This window comes from Azospirillum sp. A29 (assembly GCF_042604625.1).
Lineage (GTDB): Bacteria > Pseudomonadota > Alphaproteobacteria > Azospirillales > Azospirillaceae > Azospirillum > Azospirillum palustre.
The window spans coordinates 57,325-74,756 of sequence record NZ_CP170462.1 but is presented as its reverse complement, the minus strand read 5'-3'; the positions used below and the strand labels follow the sequence as shown (position 1 = coordinate 74,756).

The following is a 17,432-nucleotide window of genomic DNA, read 5'->3' as shown; positions in this document are numbered from 1 at the left end:
GTTGTGTGCCGCGCACGGAGCGCAGGCGTGAATCAGCGCCGATCAGCGAGCCGGCGGCGTCGCCGGGTACTCACGATAGGTCCGCTGGCCTCCCGCGGCCGAGAGCGACCGGTGGCGGAAGATGTGCTTCCAGGTGCCGTCGGGCTTCTGGGTGGTGCCGAGATACTGCCAGCTATGGCACCCGTCGGTGCTGAGACAGACCGGATCGCCGAACTCGGCGACCAGGGCCGCCCAGGCTTCGTCCCAGGGGGGAGTGCCGGGCTCGGCACAGAAGTTGGAAGCGTCCGCCACCACCTCCGCGACGGGCTCGGGCTCCTGCGGAGGGGCTTCCGGAACCTCCACGGCACCGGCCTCGTCGAACGTCGGAAGTTCGCTGTCCTCCTCGGCATCGCAGTCGAGGAGCACATAGTCACATCCGAGTTGTCGGGCGCGATCCAGGATGTCGAGCAGGCACTGCGGCACGGTGTAGCTCGCCAGCGCATCGGGTTCCGACACGTAGACGAACCATCCGTAGGCGGTGGGATAGACGACCATCCCCTCGCCACCCTGTTCCAGATGATCCCTTCCCTCCGCGTCAAGGTGAGCAGTCGAGAGGTCAAGGAACTTGCGGACATGCCCCGGCGCCGGCAAGGACGATAGGGCAGAAAACGCATCCACGGCCTTCTGAATGGCCTGCATTGGCTGGGAGAGGTTTCCCTTCCCCCAAGCGCCGATCAGCGCCTCAGCAGCCGCCTGCAGCCCGGCATGGGCCGCCAGCTCGCGCTTGGCCTGGATGATCTCAGAACGGTTCGCAGCAACGTCAAAGCCGGGCGACGTTTCGGCCAAGGCAAAGACGGTCTTGAAGTGCTTGTTCATGGTCTGCTTCCTCGTTGTCGCAAATGGACGATGATGCGAGGAGGCAGTTCTCCCCTGGTGGGGAGGAGGCCTCCCCGCGGGGTATTTGTGTGTCGCGCCCGACTGCTGTCAGGTGAACTTTTCGACGAGGTAGAAAACGGCGATGATGGTGCCGATCGACCCCATTGTCTTGTAGAGTTGGTTGTTCATCGCCTTCATGATTTCAAGGCTACTGTTTCGGATCTCGGTGGTGAGCTCAGCTTTGACCAAGTCGATGCGAGCATTGAGCCGGAGCTCAACGGCATCGACCTTATGGTCGAGCTTGTCAACGCGGCCGTCGAGCTTGTCGATGCGGTCATCGAGCTTGTCAACGCGGGCGTCGAGCTTGTCAACGCGGGCGCCGAGCTTGTCGATGCTGGCGTCGAGCTTGTCGAAGCGGCCGTCGAGCTTGTCGATGCCGCCCTTCAGCTCGGTGACAGAAGCCTCCATACCGGACCTCTCCTGTTTGAGCTCCCTGAGAACGCCGCGCAGCGCCTTGGTGAACACCTCAGCATTCGGCGCGCCGCCAGCGCGAAGCTCTTCCTCGTACTCGAACAACCTGTCGACAGACATAGTAGCACAACTCCCTTACGGAAAGAGGAGGGTTGCCGGCCCAAAGGGCTGACCCTCCGGGGCTGTTCGAGGAGGCGGATTTCCCCTGTGTGGGGAGAATGCCTCCCCAGGGGGATCATCGGCGACGAGTGTCGCCGGATGCCGTGGCACTGAGGCCGCGGCGTGAGCGCTGGTTGTTTCAAGACCCCAACTAGGTCCTCCAGCCGAAGCTGGACACTTTGCAAACGCTGCAGCATGCAAGCGGCGCTAAGTGAGCCCAATGTACCGGTCCGACGCTGAGTGCGATAGAGCCGAAAGGCGACGGTTTTGCACGTCTTTCGACCCGATGGAACTGACCTACCGACCGGCACCGCTGCTGAAGAAGAACCCCCTCTCCGGTCTGTGCGAGAAGCAGGTCGTGTCGCTTCCCGCATCGATCCTGAACGGCTCCGGGGCCGCGTAGGTGCTGCGCACCCAGCGGCCGACATACCGGCGCCCGGTAGGCGTTTCCTGGATCTCGAAGTCCGTCACAACGTCGAGCGCCAGGATGACCCGGCCGTTCTGAAAGCAGATCAGTCCAGCCTCGGCGTAGCCTACGCTCTCGGCGCCGGCGCCGCCGGGGGAAGCCATTACCAGTGCTGCAGCGATGGTTGTCATGAGCATCGACCGCATGTCGCCCTCCCGTCTCGGTGCTTCAGTGTTCAACACCGACGGAAGGTGTTTGGATTTGGGGCAGCCGAACCCGTTGTTCCTCTTTCGGAAGCGGCATTTCGCGCATTCAGGTCCTGAAGGCGCGCCAGTTCACATTGCCGCGTTCGCCCTGCTTATGGTCAGCCGAAACGATTGCAGTCCGCATGTACCTGCCTTCGGCGAGGAAGAAAAAAGGCGTCTACCGGGCCGTCGCGCACCGATACTCGTAAAAACAAAGGCCGGTAACCACCATGAGAACAGCAGAGATCAATATGAAGTCTGGCAGCAGTAATTCATTGCCGTCCAAATATGCCAACGCAGTTGCGGTGATAGAGGATATCGACATTACCAAACACACCCGCGTGAACATCCTTGCGATCGTCGCATGGGATGTCATTCTGCCCCCTCCTCGAGTGTAGCCTAGCAACAACAAACACGTCACAGAACACAGCGGTACTCGCGTGCGGCGGCTTGTCACGCTCTTCAGCCGTAGCGGGCCTCTATCAGGCGATGATACTGCTCGAAGCAGTGCAGGAGTCGTGGATCAAACATCGTCGGTCGGACCCGCTCGTCCCCCTGGAGCATGATCGCGACGGCCTCATTATGGCTCAGCGCTGGCTTGTAGGGCCGGAGCGACCGCAGGGCGTCGTACACGTCCAGCAGCCTCACGAGGCAGCCGGCAAACGGAATGTCTGAGCCGACCAGATTGAAGGGGTAACCGCTTCCGTCAAAGTTCTCGTGATGGGAGAGCGCCATGGCCGCCGCCACCTCACACACGGGCTGCAGACGCAGGTATCCCATAAGGGTGTGCTGCTTCATCACATGACGTTCATCGACGGAAAGGGGACCACTTTTCAGCAGGATCCCGGCCGGAACCCAGAGCTTGCCGACATCGTGAAGACATGCCGCACGGGCCCAGCGCTGGGCGGTCTCAATGCTGAGTCCGACATGAACGCCAAAGGCCTCGACCAACATTCCTACGCGCTCATTGTAGGCGCCCACCCCAGCGGTATCCTCCCCGAACAATTCCTGGGCTTGCGCAATGGTGTGCCTCAGGCTCATCGCCGCTGCCGGCTCGCTGACGTCGACGCGGCGAAGCGTGGATGCCGATTGTCTCAAGGTACCCCCCTTGTGTTTGAAGGAGACTCTAGCAGCGCGGCCGACACCGGCGCGCCGCTGAAAGGCGCAGCGATTCGACGTCTTTCGGCACCGTGCGTCGTGTGACTGGCCAGCGGCCTAACCAGGAGGATGAGCTATCGGCGATCGAGCCACATGACGGTGACCACCTTCGCTGGAGAGGGCCCCTGCGTCAGGCTCACGGCCACGGCCGCGTCCCGGCCGCCCACCCGCCGGCTGAAGTTCACCCGCCATTCACCGTCGGCCGCGCCGGGCTCGACCTTGTAGGGCATGCCCTTGGAGATAATCTCCAGGGCCTCGCGTTGAGCAATGTCGCGCTCCGACATTCGGTCGCTGTAGGCATGGGCCGTAAAGATCACTCTTTCCTCCCGCAACAGATCGACAGCGAGACGCGCCAGATCGTCCAGGCGCGGCGCTGACCATCGGATCGGCCGCCGGAACGGGAGGACCTGCGCCGGCGTCGACGGCTTTTGCGGCCGCGGCGGGACGAAGCTCGGAACGGTAGTCTGGGACTGCGTATTACGAGCGGGCAGCATGGGCGATCTCCATGATGACGGAGGCTCCATCGGCGCGCAGGGTGCGCGCCAGTCGGCGGGCTCGTTGTTCGACGACGCCCGGGTCGGCGTAGCGGCGCTTCAGAGCGCCCCCGTAACCGGAATTGACGAGGAGCCACGGGAAAGTTGGGCAACGCGCGCTGTCGTCAGAAACAGACACTCGAGAGCGCGGGCCGTTCAGGATGCCGAAGCCTCTCATGGTCTTCTCTGTTTCACGCGGCCGACTGCAGCCCATCGGGCTCGAACCGACCAACACCTCCCCGCAGGTAGGTCAGGCTCTGTTCGATGGCGATCCACCGACGCTGCAGGCGTTCCGCTACGGCCGCCGTCGTAAGACTGCCCGCGAATGGGTCGCACACCGTGTCACCGGGCTCTGTGGTGAGCTTGATGAAAGGCTCGACGATCGCCTCGGGGAAGCGAGCCGGGTGTGCCGGCAGTCCGTGGTCGCGGCAGTAGCGCTGGTAGGCGCTGTTCGAGGCGGTGTTGGGGGCGATCACGAGGTTCGACATGATGCTGCCCCCGTTGTCGGCTCCGAAGGCACCTTGGGCCAGTACATGCCCCGACGGCCGCACCGCGCCCTTCTCACCACCTTGTGCCAAGCGCTTCTGCATGGCTTCGCTGTATGGCTGGAGGCAGTGCCGGTTGTTGGCCTTGGGGGTGTCTGACCGCGACAACCACCAAAGGCTCTCGACCTTCTGTGCAAGCCGAACTCGCTTGACCGTGACCCACTGCGCCGGCGACGGCAGGGCGGCCGGATTGTGCCAGTGGCAGCGCTGGGCAACGTGGAAGCCAAGGTCGTCCACCAGCTTCAGGATAAGGCGCTCTTGATACAGGCTGAGGGCCGGCCTTCCGGGTTGCCACGCGTCCCCGAGGTTCAGGACCAGCGAGCCGTCGGGTGTCAGGCAGCGGTGAAACTCCCTGGCAAGGCCAGTCATCCAATCCAGATACGAGCCGACGTCTTCAGCCGTCTGGTAGTCCTTCGTTGTCAGGATCGGATATGGGGGGCTCGTGAAGATCAGGTTGAGCGATTGATCCTCGATGTGGCTGAACGCGCTCTCGGCCTGCGCCCATACCGCTGCGCCATTTTCCGTCTCGTAGACGGTGACCACGATGCCGGGCATAGCGAAGCGGAGGTCCTTCTTCCCTTTCGCAGTGAGACGCCAGAAGTTCCGAACCGATCCATCCAAGTGTCCGGCCAGGAGTGCCTTCTGGCGGCACCACCGTACATCCCGGTCGAAGGCGCGGTAGGTGCCGGATGGCAGTTGCACGGTCTCGCGACGCTGCTCCTCGGAGAGCTTCAACCGGTCGGCGACGGCGGTCACCGCCTCCGCCGCCGTGAGCCCCTTGGGAGCGTCGTCAAGGACCTCCAGCAATGGAAGCAGAAGCTGGCACTGTCGAGTGCGGTTGGTCATGCTTCCATTCCTCAAAGAGCAAGAGCGAACTGGCCGGTGTTCACCACCGAAGCCATGTGGGGCTGCACGGCCGGCGTCGGGCGCGGTTCCGGCCGGACGGCACCCTGCGCGCGCCGTGGGGCCCTCGGCGGCGCGTAGTCAGTCTTGGCCGGCGCAGCGGAGGTCGGAGAGACCGGAGCGGGATGTGCGGCCCGCTGAATGGTCTCGCTGAGGGACACGAGATGGTCGACGAGCCTCGTGCTGGCCTCCAGCACGTCATCCAGCGCCACCATCACCATCTCGCTGGCCGGCAGCATGGGGTCGGAAAAGCTCATGAAGAGGCACCATCGGCCAGCCGTCGGCCATGGGAGGGTGAGGCTGACGCGGCGCCCAGTTGCGTCGTCGAGCCGCTCTTGAAGGCACCTCACGCCGCGCTCCAGTTGCTCGTAGAGCGCCTCGGCGCCAGGGAGCCCGAGCCTTGCACAGGCTTCTCGGACGGTCTTCCAACCAGCGTCGGAGAAGGAATTTGGGAAGAACCGCATTACTGCCTCCCTCACAGATCGAGCGCAAGCTGGCCGAAGTCGGCCGCGGGCTTGCTGGAGCGGGACGGCCGGCGGAGCGGGAGAACTGCAGCAGGCTTGCGCAACGGAAGCGGCACTACGTTGCTCCCGGTGAGCGGAGCGAGCACCTGTCCAAGGGCGCGCCCCAGGGCGTGGAAACAACTCCACACGGCGCCCTGCCCTAGCAGTTCATGCGCGGCGGTGGCGGAGCGGCCGTTGATGATCGCAGCGGCGAGGTCATCCGGGATCGACTTGACCCGGGCGTGCTCCGCTGGCGTCAGCAGGCGGGAGAGCGAAGCGTCGTGGGGGGCCTGCAGGGACGGCTCGCTGGTCCGGTGCTTCCAGTACGACCGGCCGATCGTGCCGACGGTGGTGTTGTCGGCGGTCACGATGTTGCGCTTGAAGCTGTTCCCCTTGGTCGCCTGCGCCTCAGCGTGCCGATCCAGATAGGCATGATCCTGCCAACGCGGATCGCCCGGGGGCACGTCTTCAAGGATGTCCCCCAGCCGGGTGGCGGAGCCGGGTTGCGCTGGCACCTCGAAGGTATCCGGCGCCAGTCCCTCGCTGATGCCGATCAGCGTCCAACGCCGACGGGCTTCGATAGCGCCAAATTCCGACCCGACGAGCGGCACTTCAAAAACCCTGTAGCCGAGGCGCTTGAGTTGCGTGCGAATGATTGCGGCGGAGGCCGTCGAGGCGTACTGGGGGACGTTCTCGATCGCCGTGATCGGCGCCTCCGACGCGCGCAGCAGCGTGAGGTATGCGTGGCAAAGGTGCCCCGCCTGCTCGTCCGCTTCCGGCATGGTCAAGCGCTTGCGTGCCCGCCCGGCGACACTCGCCGCGGTGCACGGCAGCCCGGCCAGGAGGACGGACAGCTTGGGCATGATCTCGGGCTCGATCTCGTCGATGCTGGCCTCAATGCTCATCCGGCAGCCCTTAGTCGCCGGATTGGCGGTGACCGCCACGTCCAGCCCCTCAGGATCGATGTCCACAGCCAGCGCCGCCTCAGTCGCGATACCCGCCTCGTGCAAGCCGGCATGGACGGCATGGTCGATGATGCCGGCGCCGATGCACAGGGTTCCGACAGACAAGGGGCGGCCAGCGCCGAGCCGATCCCGCAGGTCCGCTTCGCGTTGCGCCTGAGCCACTGCCAGCGGCGGCAGCGTCACCTCGATCTCGCGCTCGCGGTAGATGACGCGGACCTTCTCCGCGGCCCCGAACACACGATCCAGAATGGCACCTGCGAGGTCGATGATAGGGCGGATCACGCCGCCCGACCGGCGGGTGCGGCTGCTGACCATGCGCTCACCGTCCGGGCGCAGTTCGAGGACGATCTTGCGTCCAGCGGCGTCGGTGCGGAGGTGAAAGCGAGAGCCGGGTTCAAAAGCGACAAGCGATAAGCGCGGTCCTTCAAGCCAGAGGCGGGACTTACCCTTGTTGCAGCCAATGCGGGCGTGGGCGATGTGCATGATGGGGAACCGATGCGGTGTGGGGATGGTCCAAATCCTGCCATATCGTACAGAGCGCATCAAGCGTTAAATCGTACAGAGCGCATATAGCAGCGTCTGGCCGATGGCGACGACTGGCGTCAGCATCGGACGAAGAGTGCGCCCCGTCTGACACAGACGCAGGATCAAACCAAGAACAATGATGATGCTCGCGCTATCACTGTTCTCTGTTCCGAAATCCCGGTGTTTTACCGATACTTTGGGGTGACGCCACAGATACCGTGGCGTTTGTGAAGCGGCAAAGCGGGTTGGAGGCCAGACCGGCCGCTCCGGGTCAAGGCGGGCGCTGACGCGCCCCCGCCTACGGCGGCTGCGGCCTTGACCCGCGCCGTCCGGCCCGGCGATGGCTTGGCATGGGTCGGTCGGGGCGACCGACCGCTGGGGCTCAGGCGGTCGTCTCCTGAGGTGGTGAGGGCGACCAGGTGCGCCGCTGTTTGGCGACAGTCCAGACGGCGACCATCAGCTTGCGCATCGCGGCGATCAGCGCGACCTTGCCCGGCTTCCCGCGGGCACGCAGGCCATCGTAGAAGGCGCGTAGCCAGGGACTGGCGTGCACCGCGTGAAGTGTTGGCATCCACAGCGCCCGCCGCAAGGCTGCCTTGCCGATCGGCGACAGCCCCGCCCGCTTCGGCGTTTGTTTGCCGGAGTGCTTGAGGGCCGGAACGAGGCCGATGTAGGAGGCCAAAGCATCCGGCGAGCGGAACCGCCCGGGATCGTCGAGCTCGGCCACCAAACGCGCCGCCGTTGTCGTGCCAATTCCTTCGATGGAGGTCAGCAGACGACCGATCTGATGATCGTCGAGCAACGTCTCGATCATCGCGTCGATGGCGAGAAGCCGGGTGCGCCAGAGCGCCAGATCCTCGCAGGCATGCCGGATCCGCACGCGATAGACATCGCCGCTCTGGGCGGCCACGGTCTGCTTGGCGGCGGCGATGAGCTGGCGCGCCAACGGGTCGCCAACGAGGTGCCGCGGTCCGTGGCGCAGCTTGGCCAGACGCCGGGGCGTGGCAGCGGCGACGTCCGTCGCGGTTGGGAACGCTTTCAGGATCGTCAGGGCGAGCGCCGTGTCCAGCAGGGCGACATGGTGCTTGAACTCGGGGAAGGTGAGGTCCAGCAGGCGATGGAGTTGCCGCACGCGGTCGCCGCAGTCCTGGACGAGGCGGTCGCGATGACGGACCAGTTCGCGCAGCTGCTCGGTGGCGTGATCCGGCAAGGTCGCCGGCAGTGGCCGCTTCTGCTGGCCGAGGCGGGCGAGCCCCAGGGCGTCGAGCGCGTCGGTCTTGGTGCGCATCAGCGCTTCCTGCTGGAAGCGGGCGGACTGCAGCGGGTTGAGGACGGCCACCGGAAGGCCGCGGGTAACCAGCGCGGCGGCGAGGTTCTTCCAATAGTGTCCGGTGGCTTCCAGCACGACGAGTTGGACCGGTGCGAGCCGCTCAAGCTCGGCGAACAGGGCGGCGTGTCCCGCTTGGTCGGCGGCGAAACGGAATGGCTTGCACACGGTCGAGCCTTGATCGTTCACCGCGGCGGCGGCATGGACTTCCGCGCCGATGTCGATGCCCACGAAGGTCATGGCGTCCCTCCTGTCATTACGGGCCGCGAAGAGCCTCGGAGCCGTTGCCGGCACCTGTCCTTGTGAATGCGGCGCCACCGGCCAGTCGATGCCGATGCGTCGTGATACCGTGCAGGCCCCGGGGCAACGGACGAGGGTGCCAATCTATGGCGCGGGGCCGAACCCCGGAACGGGCGACGACACCCCTCTTCCGAACCCAGCCCTCTCAACCGCGGATGATCGGCATCGGCAGCCGGAAGGGCGGACACAGAACATACAAGAACGGGCGAAAATATACGCTAAGAGCCCGTTTGAAAAGAGTTGGCGCTGAAAGCGTGATGTGATTCAAACTTCAGATGTGGACCGAAGCGACGCGCAGCCGGATGGCCAAGATTGAGAAGCAGACGAAGCGGTATTCGACGGACCTGACCGATGAGGAATGGTCTCTGATAGAACCGCTGATGCCACAGAAGGCCCCCACCGGCCGTCCGAGGTGTGTGGACCTTCGTGAAGTCTTGAATGCCTTGCGCTACTTGGCTCGGACGGGCTGTGGCTGGCGGCTTTTACCAAAGGACTTCCCGCCGTGGCAGACGGTGTACTGGTGGTTTCGGCATCTCCTGCGGCGCTTGCTGTTTCAGACGATCCACGACGTGACGTTGATGATCGATCGTGAGCGGGCTGGACGCGAAGCCAGTCCGAGCGGCGGGGTTGTGGACAGCCAATCGGCGAAAGCTCCCGCCGCTATGGAGCGAGGCTACGACGCAGGCAAGAAGGTCAACGGACGCAAGCGGCACATCGCGGTCGACACCGATGGCCGCCTGCTGATGGTGAACCTGACCACCGCCGACATTTCCGACTCCGCCGGAGCCCAGATGATCCTGGAAGCGATACGCAAGCGGTGGCCGTGGATGAAGCACCTCTTCGCCGATGGCGCCTATGATCGCAAGAAGCTGATGGACAAGGCTGCCTTCCTCGACTTCACCGTCGAGGTGGTCCGGCGAACCGACACCGAGCCAGGGTTCAAGGTCGTGCCGCGACGCTGGGTGGTCGAAATAGTCTTTACGCAATTGACAAAACCGGACGTGCTCGCTGTCGGGGCTGGTGGGCAGCACGTAGCGGATCTCGACGTCGGCATCGGTGACGATGACGCGGTCGATGAGCAGAAGCACAAGTTGCCGACGCTGCTCGAAGGTCGCGGCGGCAAGCCCGCGCTGGACACGCGTGCGGAACGCCTCCAGTGACGCGGCCACGCCGGCCAAATGCTGCTGGCGCGCTGCATCATTGCGCAGAAGTTCCTCCTGTCCAGCCAAGGCCTGCATCTGCTGCTCAAGGTCGCGCCTCCGTCGCTCATACTCGTCAAGCGGAATAACCACTCGTAGATAAGCGTCGGTGAGCCGCTCGATCTGCTGGCCGAGGTGCGCCTGGGCGCGGCGCAGCGTCTCGCGACGCGCGAGCAGTTCCTGCGGCAGCCATGCTCCGCCATGGGCCCGCTCCACGGCGGCGGCCAGCGGTTCGGGGGCTCCCAGCAAAGCGCAGAGATCTGTCCAGACCACCTCGTCGAGTTGATCGGCGGGGATATAGCGAGCGGGGCAACACGTGGTGCGAGTGGAGTTGGAACTTCGCCCCTTGCCCGTGCACAGATAGTAAAGGTTTCGCTTGTTGACCGCACGCGCCGTGCAGGACAAGCCGCAGCACCCGCAACTCACCAGCGCGCGCAAGAGGTACGTGTGGGCGGTGTTGTTCCGCCGCGCGAAGGAACGGTTGGTCGCCAGCTTGGCCTGCACCTCGTCGAAGTGTGCTTGGCTCACGATGGCGGGCACCGCCCCGACCGGGATCCAAGTGTCAGCCGGCTGGGGCACCGCCGTGTCGTGCGGCCGGCCGAGGGGATGCGTGGCCGAGCGCCGATGTGTGGGCGGGCGACAGCGCGTGCGTTGGGCATAAACCTGCCCAGTATAGGTCGGGTTGCTTAGAATTCCCCGGATTGTCGGACAGGCCCAGTGTGGTGTGCCTGAGGGGGTGGGTATACCGCGCGCATCCAGATGTCGGGCGAGTTGCATCAGCGATGTGCTGGGTTCGCGATACAGGGCAAACAGCTCGGTCACGACTGCGGCCTCTGCCAAGTCGAGGGTAACGCCACTCGGGTCGCGCGGCCGATCTGGATGCAAGCAATAGCCGTAGGGTGGATACGTCCACGGCAGCAGCAGGCCGGCCCGCAGCTTGGTGAGTCGCCCGCGCCGCATACGCTCGGCAATCAACGTACGCTCGTACTCCGCCACCGCACCTCGGATCTGAAGCAGCAAGTGGTCGTGCGGGTCGTTGCTCATGGGACGGTCCAGGAACTCGGCGGTACAGCCAAAATGGGTCCATTCCTCCAGCAAGACCATCTGGTGCACATAGTTGCGTGCCAAGCGGTCGGGCGCGGTGACAAGCACACGATCAATCTCGCGGCTTTTTACGGCGTCGCGTAGGCGATCGAGCCCCGGGCGCGCCAACTTGGCGCCGCTGTAGCCGTCGTCGCGGAAGATATGGGCCGCGTCGAGCCGCCAACCCTCAGCCGCGTGCGCATGCACATGTGCGTTCAAGCGCTCAAGTTGCTGTTCAATGGTCTGGCTTTCGACTTGGTGGCTGGTCGAAACGCGACCGTAGATCGCTACACGCATGACAATCCTCCGGCAGGATCGGGGACGCCAACACCGTCGTCGGTGTCGACGCAGTTGCCGCCCACTGCAGGAGGAGCTGGTAAGCCCGGTCCCAGCGCTGCTGGCTGGTGGGCATCGACACTCCGATACGCCGGACGTGCCAAGGACGCTGCCTTTGTCGCCGCATCCTCTCCTCCCTGGTGAGTGATCTCACCAGAGAGTTGGGGCATGCCGGCCTCCCGCAGCCCACTGCGTGCATGCGGCCAGCTCAGTTGAAGCTGCCCAGTGCGCGTCAGGCAAAACTTGTCATTTGTGATTAGACCATTGAGCGGACCTTCGGATGGATGACCCGCTGGAGACGTCTGGTTCGCGATTATGAAGCCCGGATCGACGTCTCCGGCGGCATGATGCAGCTCGCCATGGCAAGCCTGCTACTTCGACGAGTCTGCCATTGAACCGGTTGTCAAACGGGCTCTCATCCCGCCACCATGCCCAGGGCAGACCCAGCTCGCCAACAACAAGGTTTATGTGACGATGCTCTCGATTATATTATAACCTCGAATTGGCAACAAAACATCTAGTGCCCATTACTGGAGATCATACGCCAATCTCTTGTTTGGATGACATCGAATAACATCCCACATGCTCGGGAATTTACATTTTAACCGAAGGAAATCTGATTGATAATTTTTTCATCGAACTTATATAAATTGGAGACAGCCTTTGAGTTTCGAAAGGCAGTTATGGGGGAGTAAATGACGACTGACACTTTTCTGCACATGACAACAAAAGGGTTGAACCAAAAGAAAGCAAAAGAGTACTGGTCAGACCATGTCGGCAATGCATGCTACAATGTGAAGCTTAACTTTAATGATGACGAGATTTTTGAAGCGGATGTCGATTGCAAAGTATTCAGCTTTGGCACCCTTACTCATTTCCGGCTGAATGGATCCCATGAGGCGGAACGTACCCCATATTATATATCGAGAGACAATTCAGAAGCTTTCTGCGTTGCGCTAGTATTGGATGGCAATGCAGAGGTGTCATGTGGCAGCCGTGACCTCATGTGGAAGGGAGAAGGCGTTTATTGCGGCGGAAATTCAATTCCCTACCATTTCGCCGCAGACCGCTCCCTGAACTTCACAGCGATCTACTTCGATATTTCTTACATGCGATCCATCATCCCAAATCCTGAGATCTTACATCTGAAAGAAATGTCCTCGGGGACCGGATGGGGCAGGGCTTTGGCAGCCGTGATGAGGGAGATCACGCCACGGACCATCGATCATCTTGCCCTCCCTCCCGGCGCCGTCGCGGATCATGTCCTGGGACTACTGGCCTTATCGATCGGTCCTGAAATCGATCATTTGACCAGCAGTCAGCGCTCGTTGCGTGAAAGGCTTCGCCAGAATATGCGCGACCGCCTTTTTGATCCGTCCTTGAACCCGACAAGCTTTGCCGCCGAGCATGGAATTTCCGTTCGCACCCTGCATGCAGTGTTCACCGTTTCGGGCAACAGCTTCATGCGGGAGTTGCTTGGCATGCGCCTCTTTCAAGCCCGATCCCTTCTGGAAGACCGACGCTATAATGCCAAAACGATTGCGGAAATCGCCCTCCTTGTCGGCTTCGTGAATGCCGATCACTTCACGGCTCGATTCCGCAAGGCCTTCGGAGTGCCTCCGACCGAATGGCGGAGACGAAGTGGGAAAAAGTAGAACTGTGTCGTCGTTCTGGCATATAGCCCTGTTCTGGGATTTCCGGGAACAACGAAGCACCGCCAAGCCAAAGCGTGTCTACGTTCCGGAACCGTGGCGCCGCGGGACTGAAGCCGCGGCGCCAATTATGGGGCGCATGGTAGACGCCCTCCGCCCCGTCCGATTCTTGTCTTTTGGTCCCGTTCCGTTCTATTGCTTGGGTGAGCGGCAAATCGGATCGTTGCGGGAACGAGAGGGCTTATGGATGATTATCCATCTCGGCCTCAGCCGCTTGCCACGGCTCATCTCCTGAGAACCGGGGCAGCCTGCTCCAGCCCGTCACCCGATCCCGTCCACCACTCCGCCCGCTTCACCACGCCTTCTACATGGCGGCTGACGGCGCGCCTCCACACAATCCTGCGATGAGGATCTCCACTCGGCCATCAGGCCTCTCGCCACCACGGTGAATAAAGGCGGCTAGCCTCTCATACGGTGAACATCAACCTGATCGTCCAACATTGGGTTGACCTGTCGCGCTTTGCCGGATCGCCCGAGCTGGGCCTTGTCCAGACTGGCGGGCTGATGCGGACTCTGCAGACGAACGATCGGCCGACCCAGCTGGCGCGGGCATTGGAGGCTCTGGGACGGATCATCAAGACGCTCGACCTGCTGGCCTACATCAACGACGAAACCCACCGCCGCCGCATCTTCATCCAACTGAATCGTGGCGAGGGCCGTCACCAGCTTGCCCGTACGGTCTTCCATGGGAAGCGCGGCGAACTGCGCCAGTACTACCGAAGGCGAGGAGGACCAGTTCGACTCCCCCGGTCTGTTCCTCAACGCCATCATCCTGTGGAACACGATCTTCATGGATGCAGCACTCGACCAACTGCGGACGTAAGGCTTCGATGTGCGTGACGAGGATGTGGCGCTGCTGTCGCCGCTCGGTTTCGAACACATCAACACGCTCGGCCGCTACGCCTTCACCTTATCGGATGGGGTTGTCCGCGGCGAATTGCACCCGCTTCATGATCCCGCCCAGGTCATGGACGAATTGGCCTGAGGCTCCAAACTCCCTTATGTCGGCTGTCTGTTCCATTACTCCCGGAACTCCGAATACTACAGGCATGAGGATCAAGCGATTGCCCTGGGGCGTGAGCGCATGCGTAGAGAGAGAAAAAAATCCTAAAAGTAATTTTTTGTAATCTGCCGAATACAAATCAGATGATTAGGTGATAAAAAAGTACAAAACCTCCCCATATGCATATATCTATTACTTATTCCATATAGCTAACTATTTAAACTATTTTGGTCTGGACTTTCTATCGGTGCAGAAAACCCATTCGCTTAGCGCGAAATCGCTGTTTTAGGATGATTTTCAGTCAGAAAGATTTGATAATCATACGTCTGCAAATCACTTGATGACTAGGGAGTTGGCATTGAAACGAGAGATTAATCATAAATTGAAATGTAATCGTTTTCTGCGCCAAGAAATACAGTTCTGCGGCAGAGAAAACCCGTATAGCTTTCCAAGCCACTACGGCCCGATCACCCATCCGGCTAATGATTCAGTTGCGGCTGAAAGCGCAGAAAGCGGCTGAGAACGTGATCATCATGTCCAGAAAAGTGAAAACACCAAGTATCCCAGAAAAGTGAAAACACCAAGTATCAGCAGTAGGAAATCGAGAAGGATTCTAAGGTGTTCTTTCAATCATCAAAGCGCAGCGACGCTGAAGCAGTCCTTGCATCCCTGGATCGCTCGCAAGCCTTCATCGAATTCGATATGGAAGGGACCATTCTCGCCGCCAATGGCAACTTCCTTGAAACGATGGGATATACCTTCGAGGAAGTGAAGGGAAAGCACCACAGTTTTTTTGTCGAGAAAGCCTTCCGGGACAGCCCCGAATACCAGGATTTCTGGAACAAGCTGAAAAGCGGCCAATTCATACGCACGCAGTTCAAGCGCATCGGCAAGGGCGGCAGAGAGGTCTGGCTCGAGGCGTCCTACAATCCGGTGCTGCGCAAGGACGGCACCCCCCGCAAGGTGATCAAATATGCAACGGATGTCACCGACCAGAAACGGGAATATGCCAATCTGATCGGTCAGTTCAACGCCATTAAGGAATCGCAAGCCGTCATCGAATTCACTCCTGACGGAACTATCATTTCGGCAAATGATAATTTTCTTGCAGTGATCGGCTATGGCTTCCCCGAAATCCAGGGAAAGCACCACAGCCTGTTCGTTGAGCGGGAATTCCGGGACAGCCTCGAATACCGGCAGTTCTGGGAAAAGCTCCGTCAGGGGCAATTCCAGCGCCGGCAATTCAAGCGGATTGCCAAGGGCGGTCGCATCATTTGGCTGGAGGCCAGCTACAATCCGATTTTCGACCTGAACGGCTCGCTGTTCAAGATCGTCAAGTTCGCCACGGACATCACCGACCAGGTCAGCCTGCTGGCCAACCTCAAGACGATGATCGATTCCAACTTCACGGAAATCGAGGCTGCCGTTTCGCAATCCAACTCCTTGGCTTTGTCCGTCGGCTCCGCCGCCAGTCAGACATTCGGCAACGTGCAGACCGTCGCAGCCAGTTCCGAAGAGCTTTCCGCCTCGATCAACGAAATCGCCCAACGGATGGTCGAATCGCAAATCGCCGCCGACCGGGCAGCCGAGCAAGCCCAGTCCGCCGACACCTCGTCGCAGCGTCTTTCACAGGCCGCCGCCGACATGGGCAACATTCTCGGTATCATTCAAAACATCGCAGCGCAAATCAATCTTCTCGCCTTGAATGCCACCATCGAGGCCGCCCGTGCAGGCGAAGTCGGAAAAGGCTTCGCTGTGGTGGCTGGCGAGGTGAAGAACCTGGCCAATCAGGCGGGAAGAGCCACCGAGCAGATCGGCCAGGAAATCGAACGGATTCAATCCACGTCGCATGACGTCGTATCCTCCCTCCGCCGCATTACAAACTCCATCAGGGATGTACAGCGGAACGTGTCTGTTACGGCTTCTGCCGTGGAGGAGCAGACGGCCGTCACGCGCGACATGTCGTCCAATATGCAAAGCGCAGCCATCGTCGTCGGAACGATCACCGGAAACATTGCTCAGATTTCCACTGCCATCAACCAAAGTGCCGATGCGTTGCTAAAGACAAGGAACGCTGCGCAGATACTCGCACGTTGAGAAACAAAGAAGTCAAGGTGCAGACCATGATGCACACGGCCATCGCCGACGCTCTGCGGGAATCTCTCACCAACTCCAGCCAATGGCTCAGGATGGTATTTCAACCCCAATATGCCCTAGACGACAGTCGTCGTTTGGTTGGTACCGAAGCCTTGATTCGTTGGCGCCATCCGCGTCTCGGAGAGATTTCGCCGGCCGATTTCATTCCCGTCGCCGAAATGACCAACCAGATCGTCGATCTCGATCGTTTCGTTTACAGAAGGATTATTGGGCTGATTCAGGCTTGGCAGGCGTTCGCCCTCAATTTCCCGCCGATCAGCGTCAACATATCGCCTCTGTCCTTATGTATTCCCGGCTTTATCGATGAGCTTATTCAAAGCGTTGAAGATGCAGATATTCCTCAACGGATACTGGGAATCGAGATTACGGAGCGTGAGCGTTTGGAAACAAACTCTGGATCCTTGAAGAAGATGGAACTCATAAAGCAGGCAGGGATAGGCATATCAATTGATGATTTCGGCGTCGGATATTCTTCTTTTCCATATATCAAGCATAAAATTGCCTCTGAGCTTAAAATAGACAGGAGCTTTGTATCTGGCATTGGACATACATATGTAGATGAGGCGATCATCCGATCAATGATCATCCTTGGGCATTCGCTTGGTCTGAAAATCGTTGCCGAGGGTATAGAGACCAAAGATCAACTTGATTGGCTGAAGACCTCCGGTTGTCAAATTGGTCAAGGATATTTTCTGTCAGTTCCACTGGAATTTGAAGATTATACGAGGTTGATATCGCATCAAGCTTTAGTGCCACATTAATTGCCGCAATGTTCGGTCAACATTTGTTGATCGATTATGCTCGATTTCGCAAGGCACTTTAGAGTGCCTCAAACGAAATGGAGGAGAAGCAGGGAGACGTAAGCCAGCAAAGGCCGCATCCGCGTGAGAACTGGCCAACAATGACACCCGCGCACTGAGCGCGGGATCAGCCTGCCTTCGGGACGAAGAAAGGGTTGCGCGGCACGCCTGGCCGCCAGGCCCTGCGCCGAAGGCGCGCCGTTGCGCGGCAGCAGGGCTTGCCGCGGTGCCGCGCCATGCGCAGGGG

At 60.9% G+C, this 17,432-nt stretch carries 13 protein-coding genes and 4 pseudogenes; 7 read left to right on the top strand and 10 right to left on the bottom strand.

Features of this window, described 5'->3' with window-relative positions:
* Nucleotides 1-42: 42 nt before the first annotated feature.
* The 3 genes from ABNQ38_RS07635 to ABNQ38_RS07625 form a co-directional block, all read right to left on the bottom strand.
* Complete coding sequence (locus tag ABNQ38_RS07635; RefSeq protein ID WP_377806533.1) at nt 43-855, bottom strand: hypothetical protein; 813 nt, start codon at nt 853-855, stop codon at nt 43-45.
* 108 nt (nt 856-963) lie between these two features.
* A complete protein-coding gene (locus tag ABNQ38_RS07630) occupies nt 964-1,446 on the bottom strand; it encodes a hypothetical protein (protein ID WP_377806532.1) in 483 nt (160 codons plus the stop codon).
* Between the two features lie 336 nt (nt 1,447-1,782).
* A complete protein-coding gene (locus tag ABNQ38_RS07625; RefSeq protein ID WP_377806531.1) occupies nt 1,783-2,097 on the bottom strand; it encodes a hypothetical protein in 315 nt (104 codons plus the stop codon).
* On the opposite strand from ABNQ38_RS07625, the gene ABNQ38_RS07620 reads away from it, so the two are divergent.
* On the top strand, nt 2,081-2,407 hold the full coding sequence (locus ABNQ38_RS07620; protein WP_377806530.1) for a hypothetical protein: 327 nt from the start codon (nt 2,081-2,083) through the stop codon (nt 2,405-2,407). The genes ABNQ38_RS07625 and ABNQ38_RS07620 overlap by 17 nt on opposite strands.
* Before the next feature lie 191 nt (nt 2,408-2,598).
* Here ABNQ38_RS07620 and ABNQ38_RS07615 read toward each other — a convergent pair whose 3' ends face one another.
* The 6 genes from ABNQ38_RS07615 to ABNQ38_RS07590 all read right to left on the bottom strand — a co-directional run bounded on the left by ABNQ38_RS07615 (nt 2,599) and on the right by ABNQ38_RS07590 (nt 8,835).
* Complete coding sequence (locus ABNQ38_RS07615) at nt 2,599-3,234, bottom strand: HD-GYP domain-containing protein (RefSeq protein WP_377806529.1); 636 nt, start codon at nt 3,232-3,234, stop codon at nt 2,599-2,601.
* 134 nt (nt 3,235-3,368) lie between these two features.
* Nucleotides 3,369-3,788, bottom strand: a complete 420-nt coding sequence (locus ABNQ38_RS07610) for a DUF4258 domain-containing protein (RefSeq protein ID WP_377806528.1) — start codon at nt 3,786-3,788, stop codon at nt 3,369-3,371.
* Between the two features lie 230 nt (nt 3,789-4,018).
* A complete protein-coding gene (locus ABNQ38_RS07605; protein ID WP_377806527.1) occupies nt 4,019-5,218 on the bottom strand; it encodes a DNA methyltransferase in 1,200 nt (399 codons plus the stop codon).
* Between the two features lie 11 nt (nt 5,219-5,229).
* Nucleotides 5,230-5,532: a hypothetical protein gene (locus tag ABNQ38_RS07600; protein WP_377806526.1), complete on the bottom strand. Its 303-nt coding sequence runs from the start codon at nt 5,530-5,532 to the stop codon at nt 5,230-5,232.
* Between the two features lie 218 nt (nt 5,533-5,750).
* Entirely contained in the window at nt 5,751-7,226 is a 1,476-nt protein-coding gene (locus ABNQ38_RS07595; protein ID WP_377806525.1) for a DNA cytosine methyltransferase, read from the bottom strand.
* Between the two features lie 424 nt (nt 7,227-7,650).
* Nucleotides 7,651-8,835 carry an IS110 family transposase gene (locus ABNQ38_RS07590; protein WP_377806524.1) on the bottom strand — a complete coding sequence of 395 codons (1,185 nt, stop codon included), beginning with the start codon at nt 8,833-8,835 and terminating at the stop codon, nt 7,651-7,653.
* 335 nt (nt 8,836-9,170) lie between these two features.
* On the opposite strand from ABNQ38_RS07590, the pseudogene ABNQ38_RS07585 reads away from it, so the two are divergent.
* Nucleotides 9,171-9,890, top strand: a pseudogene (locus ABNQ38_RS07585) (IS5 family transposase); the annotation flags it as partial.
* A 471-nt stretch (nt 9,891-10,361) separates the two neighbouring features.
* Here the strand turns inward: ABNQ38_RS07585 and ABNQ38_RS07580 are convergent.
* A pseudogene (locus tag ABNQ38_RS07580) lies at nt 10,362-11,474 on the bottom strand (recombinase family protein); the annotation flags it as partial.
* 302 nt (nt 11,475-11,776) lie between these two features.
* On the opposite strand from ABNQ38_RS07580, the pseudogene ABNQ38_RS07575 reads away from it, so the two are divergent.
* The 5 genes and pseudogenes from ABNQ38_RS07575 to ABNQ38_RS07555 all read left to right on the top strand — a co-directional run.
* A pseudogene (locus tag ABNQ38_RS07575) lies at nt 11,777-11,908 on the top strand (IS5/IS1182 family transposase); the annotation flags it as partial.
* 300 nt (nt 11,909-12,208) lie between these two features.
* On the top strand, nt 12,209-13,168 hold the full coding sequence (locus ABNQ38_RS07570) for an AraC family transcriptional regulator (protein WP_377806523.1): 960 nt from the start codon (nt 12,209-12,211) through the stop codon (nt 13,166-13,168).
* 456 nt (nt 13,169-13,624) lie between these two features.
* Nucleotides 13,625-14,210 (top strand): annotated as a pseudogene (locus tag ABNQ38_RS07565) (Tn3 family transposase); the annotation flags it as partial.
* 636 nt (nt 14,211-14,846) lie between these two features.
* A complete protein-coding gene (locus tag ABNQ38_RS07560; RefSeq protein ID WP_377806522.1) occupies nt 14,847-16,325 on the top strand; it encodes a PAS domain S-box protein in 1,479 nt (492 codons plus the stop codon).
* 26 nt (nt 16,326-16,351) lie between these two features.
* Nucleotides 16,352-17,146, top strand: coding sequence for an EAL domain-containing protein (locus tag ABNQ38_RS07555; RefSeq protein WP_377806741.1), 795 nt, complete (start codon nt 16,352-16,354; stop codon nt 17,144-17,146).
* The last annotated feature ends 286 nt before the right edge of the window (nt 17,147-17,432 follow it).

Bases quoted from the DNA above. Each gene is read 5' to 3' on its own strand.
- ABNQ38_RS07600 (WP_377806526.1), bottom strand. From the start codon at position 5,532: ATGAGCTTTTCCGACCCCATGCTGCCGGCCAGCGAGATGGTGATGGTG.
- ABNQ38_RS07610 (WP_377806528.1), bottom strand. From the start codon at position 3,788: ATGCTGCCCGCTCGTAATACGCAGTCCCAGACTACCGTTCCGAGCTTC.
- ABNQ38_RS07635 (WP_377806533.1), bottom strand. From the start codon at position 855: ATGAACAAGCACTTCAAGACCGTCTTTGCCTTGGCCGAAACGTCGCCC.
- ABNQ38_RS07555 (WP_377806741.1), top strand. From the start codon at position 16,352: ATGATGCACACGGCCATCGCCGACGCTCTGCGGGAATCTCTCACCAAC.
- ABNQ38_RS07625 (WP_377806531.1), bottom strand. From the start codon at position 2,097: ATGCGGTCGATGCTCATGACAACCATCGCTGCAGCACTGGTAATGGCT.
- ABNQ38_RS07630 (WP_377806532.1), bottom strand. From the start codon at position 1,446: ATGTCTGTCGACAGGTTGTTCGAGTACGAGGAAGAGCTTCGCGCTGGC.
- ABNQ38_RS07590 (WP_377806524.1), bottom strand. From the start codon at position 8,835: ATGACCTTCGTGGGCATCGACATCGGCGCGGAAGTCCATGCCGCCGCC.
- ABNQ38_RS07605 (WP_377806527.1), bottom strand. From the start codon at position 5,218: ATGACCAACCGCACTCGACAGTGCCAGCTTCTGCTTCCATTGCTGGAG.
- ABNQ38_RS07570 (WP_377806523.1), top strand. From the start codon at position 12,209: ATGACGACTGACACTTTTCTGCACATGACAACAAAAGGGTTGAACCAA.
- ABNQ38_RS07595 (WP_377806525.1), bottom strand. From the start codon at position 7,226: ATGCACATCGCCCACGCCCGCATTGGCTGCAACAAGGGTAAGTCCCGC.
- ABNQ38_RS07620 (WP_377806530.1), top strand. From the start codon at position 2,081: ATGAGCATCGACCGCATGTCGCCCTCCCGTCTCGGTGCTTCAGTGTTC.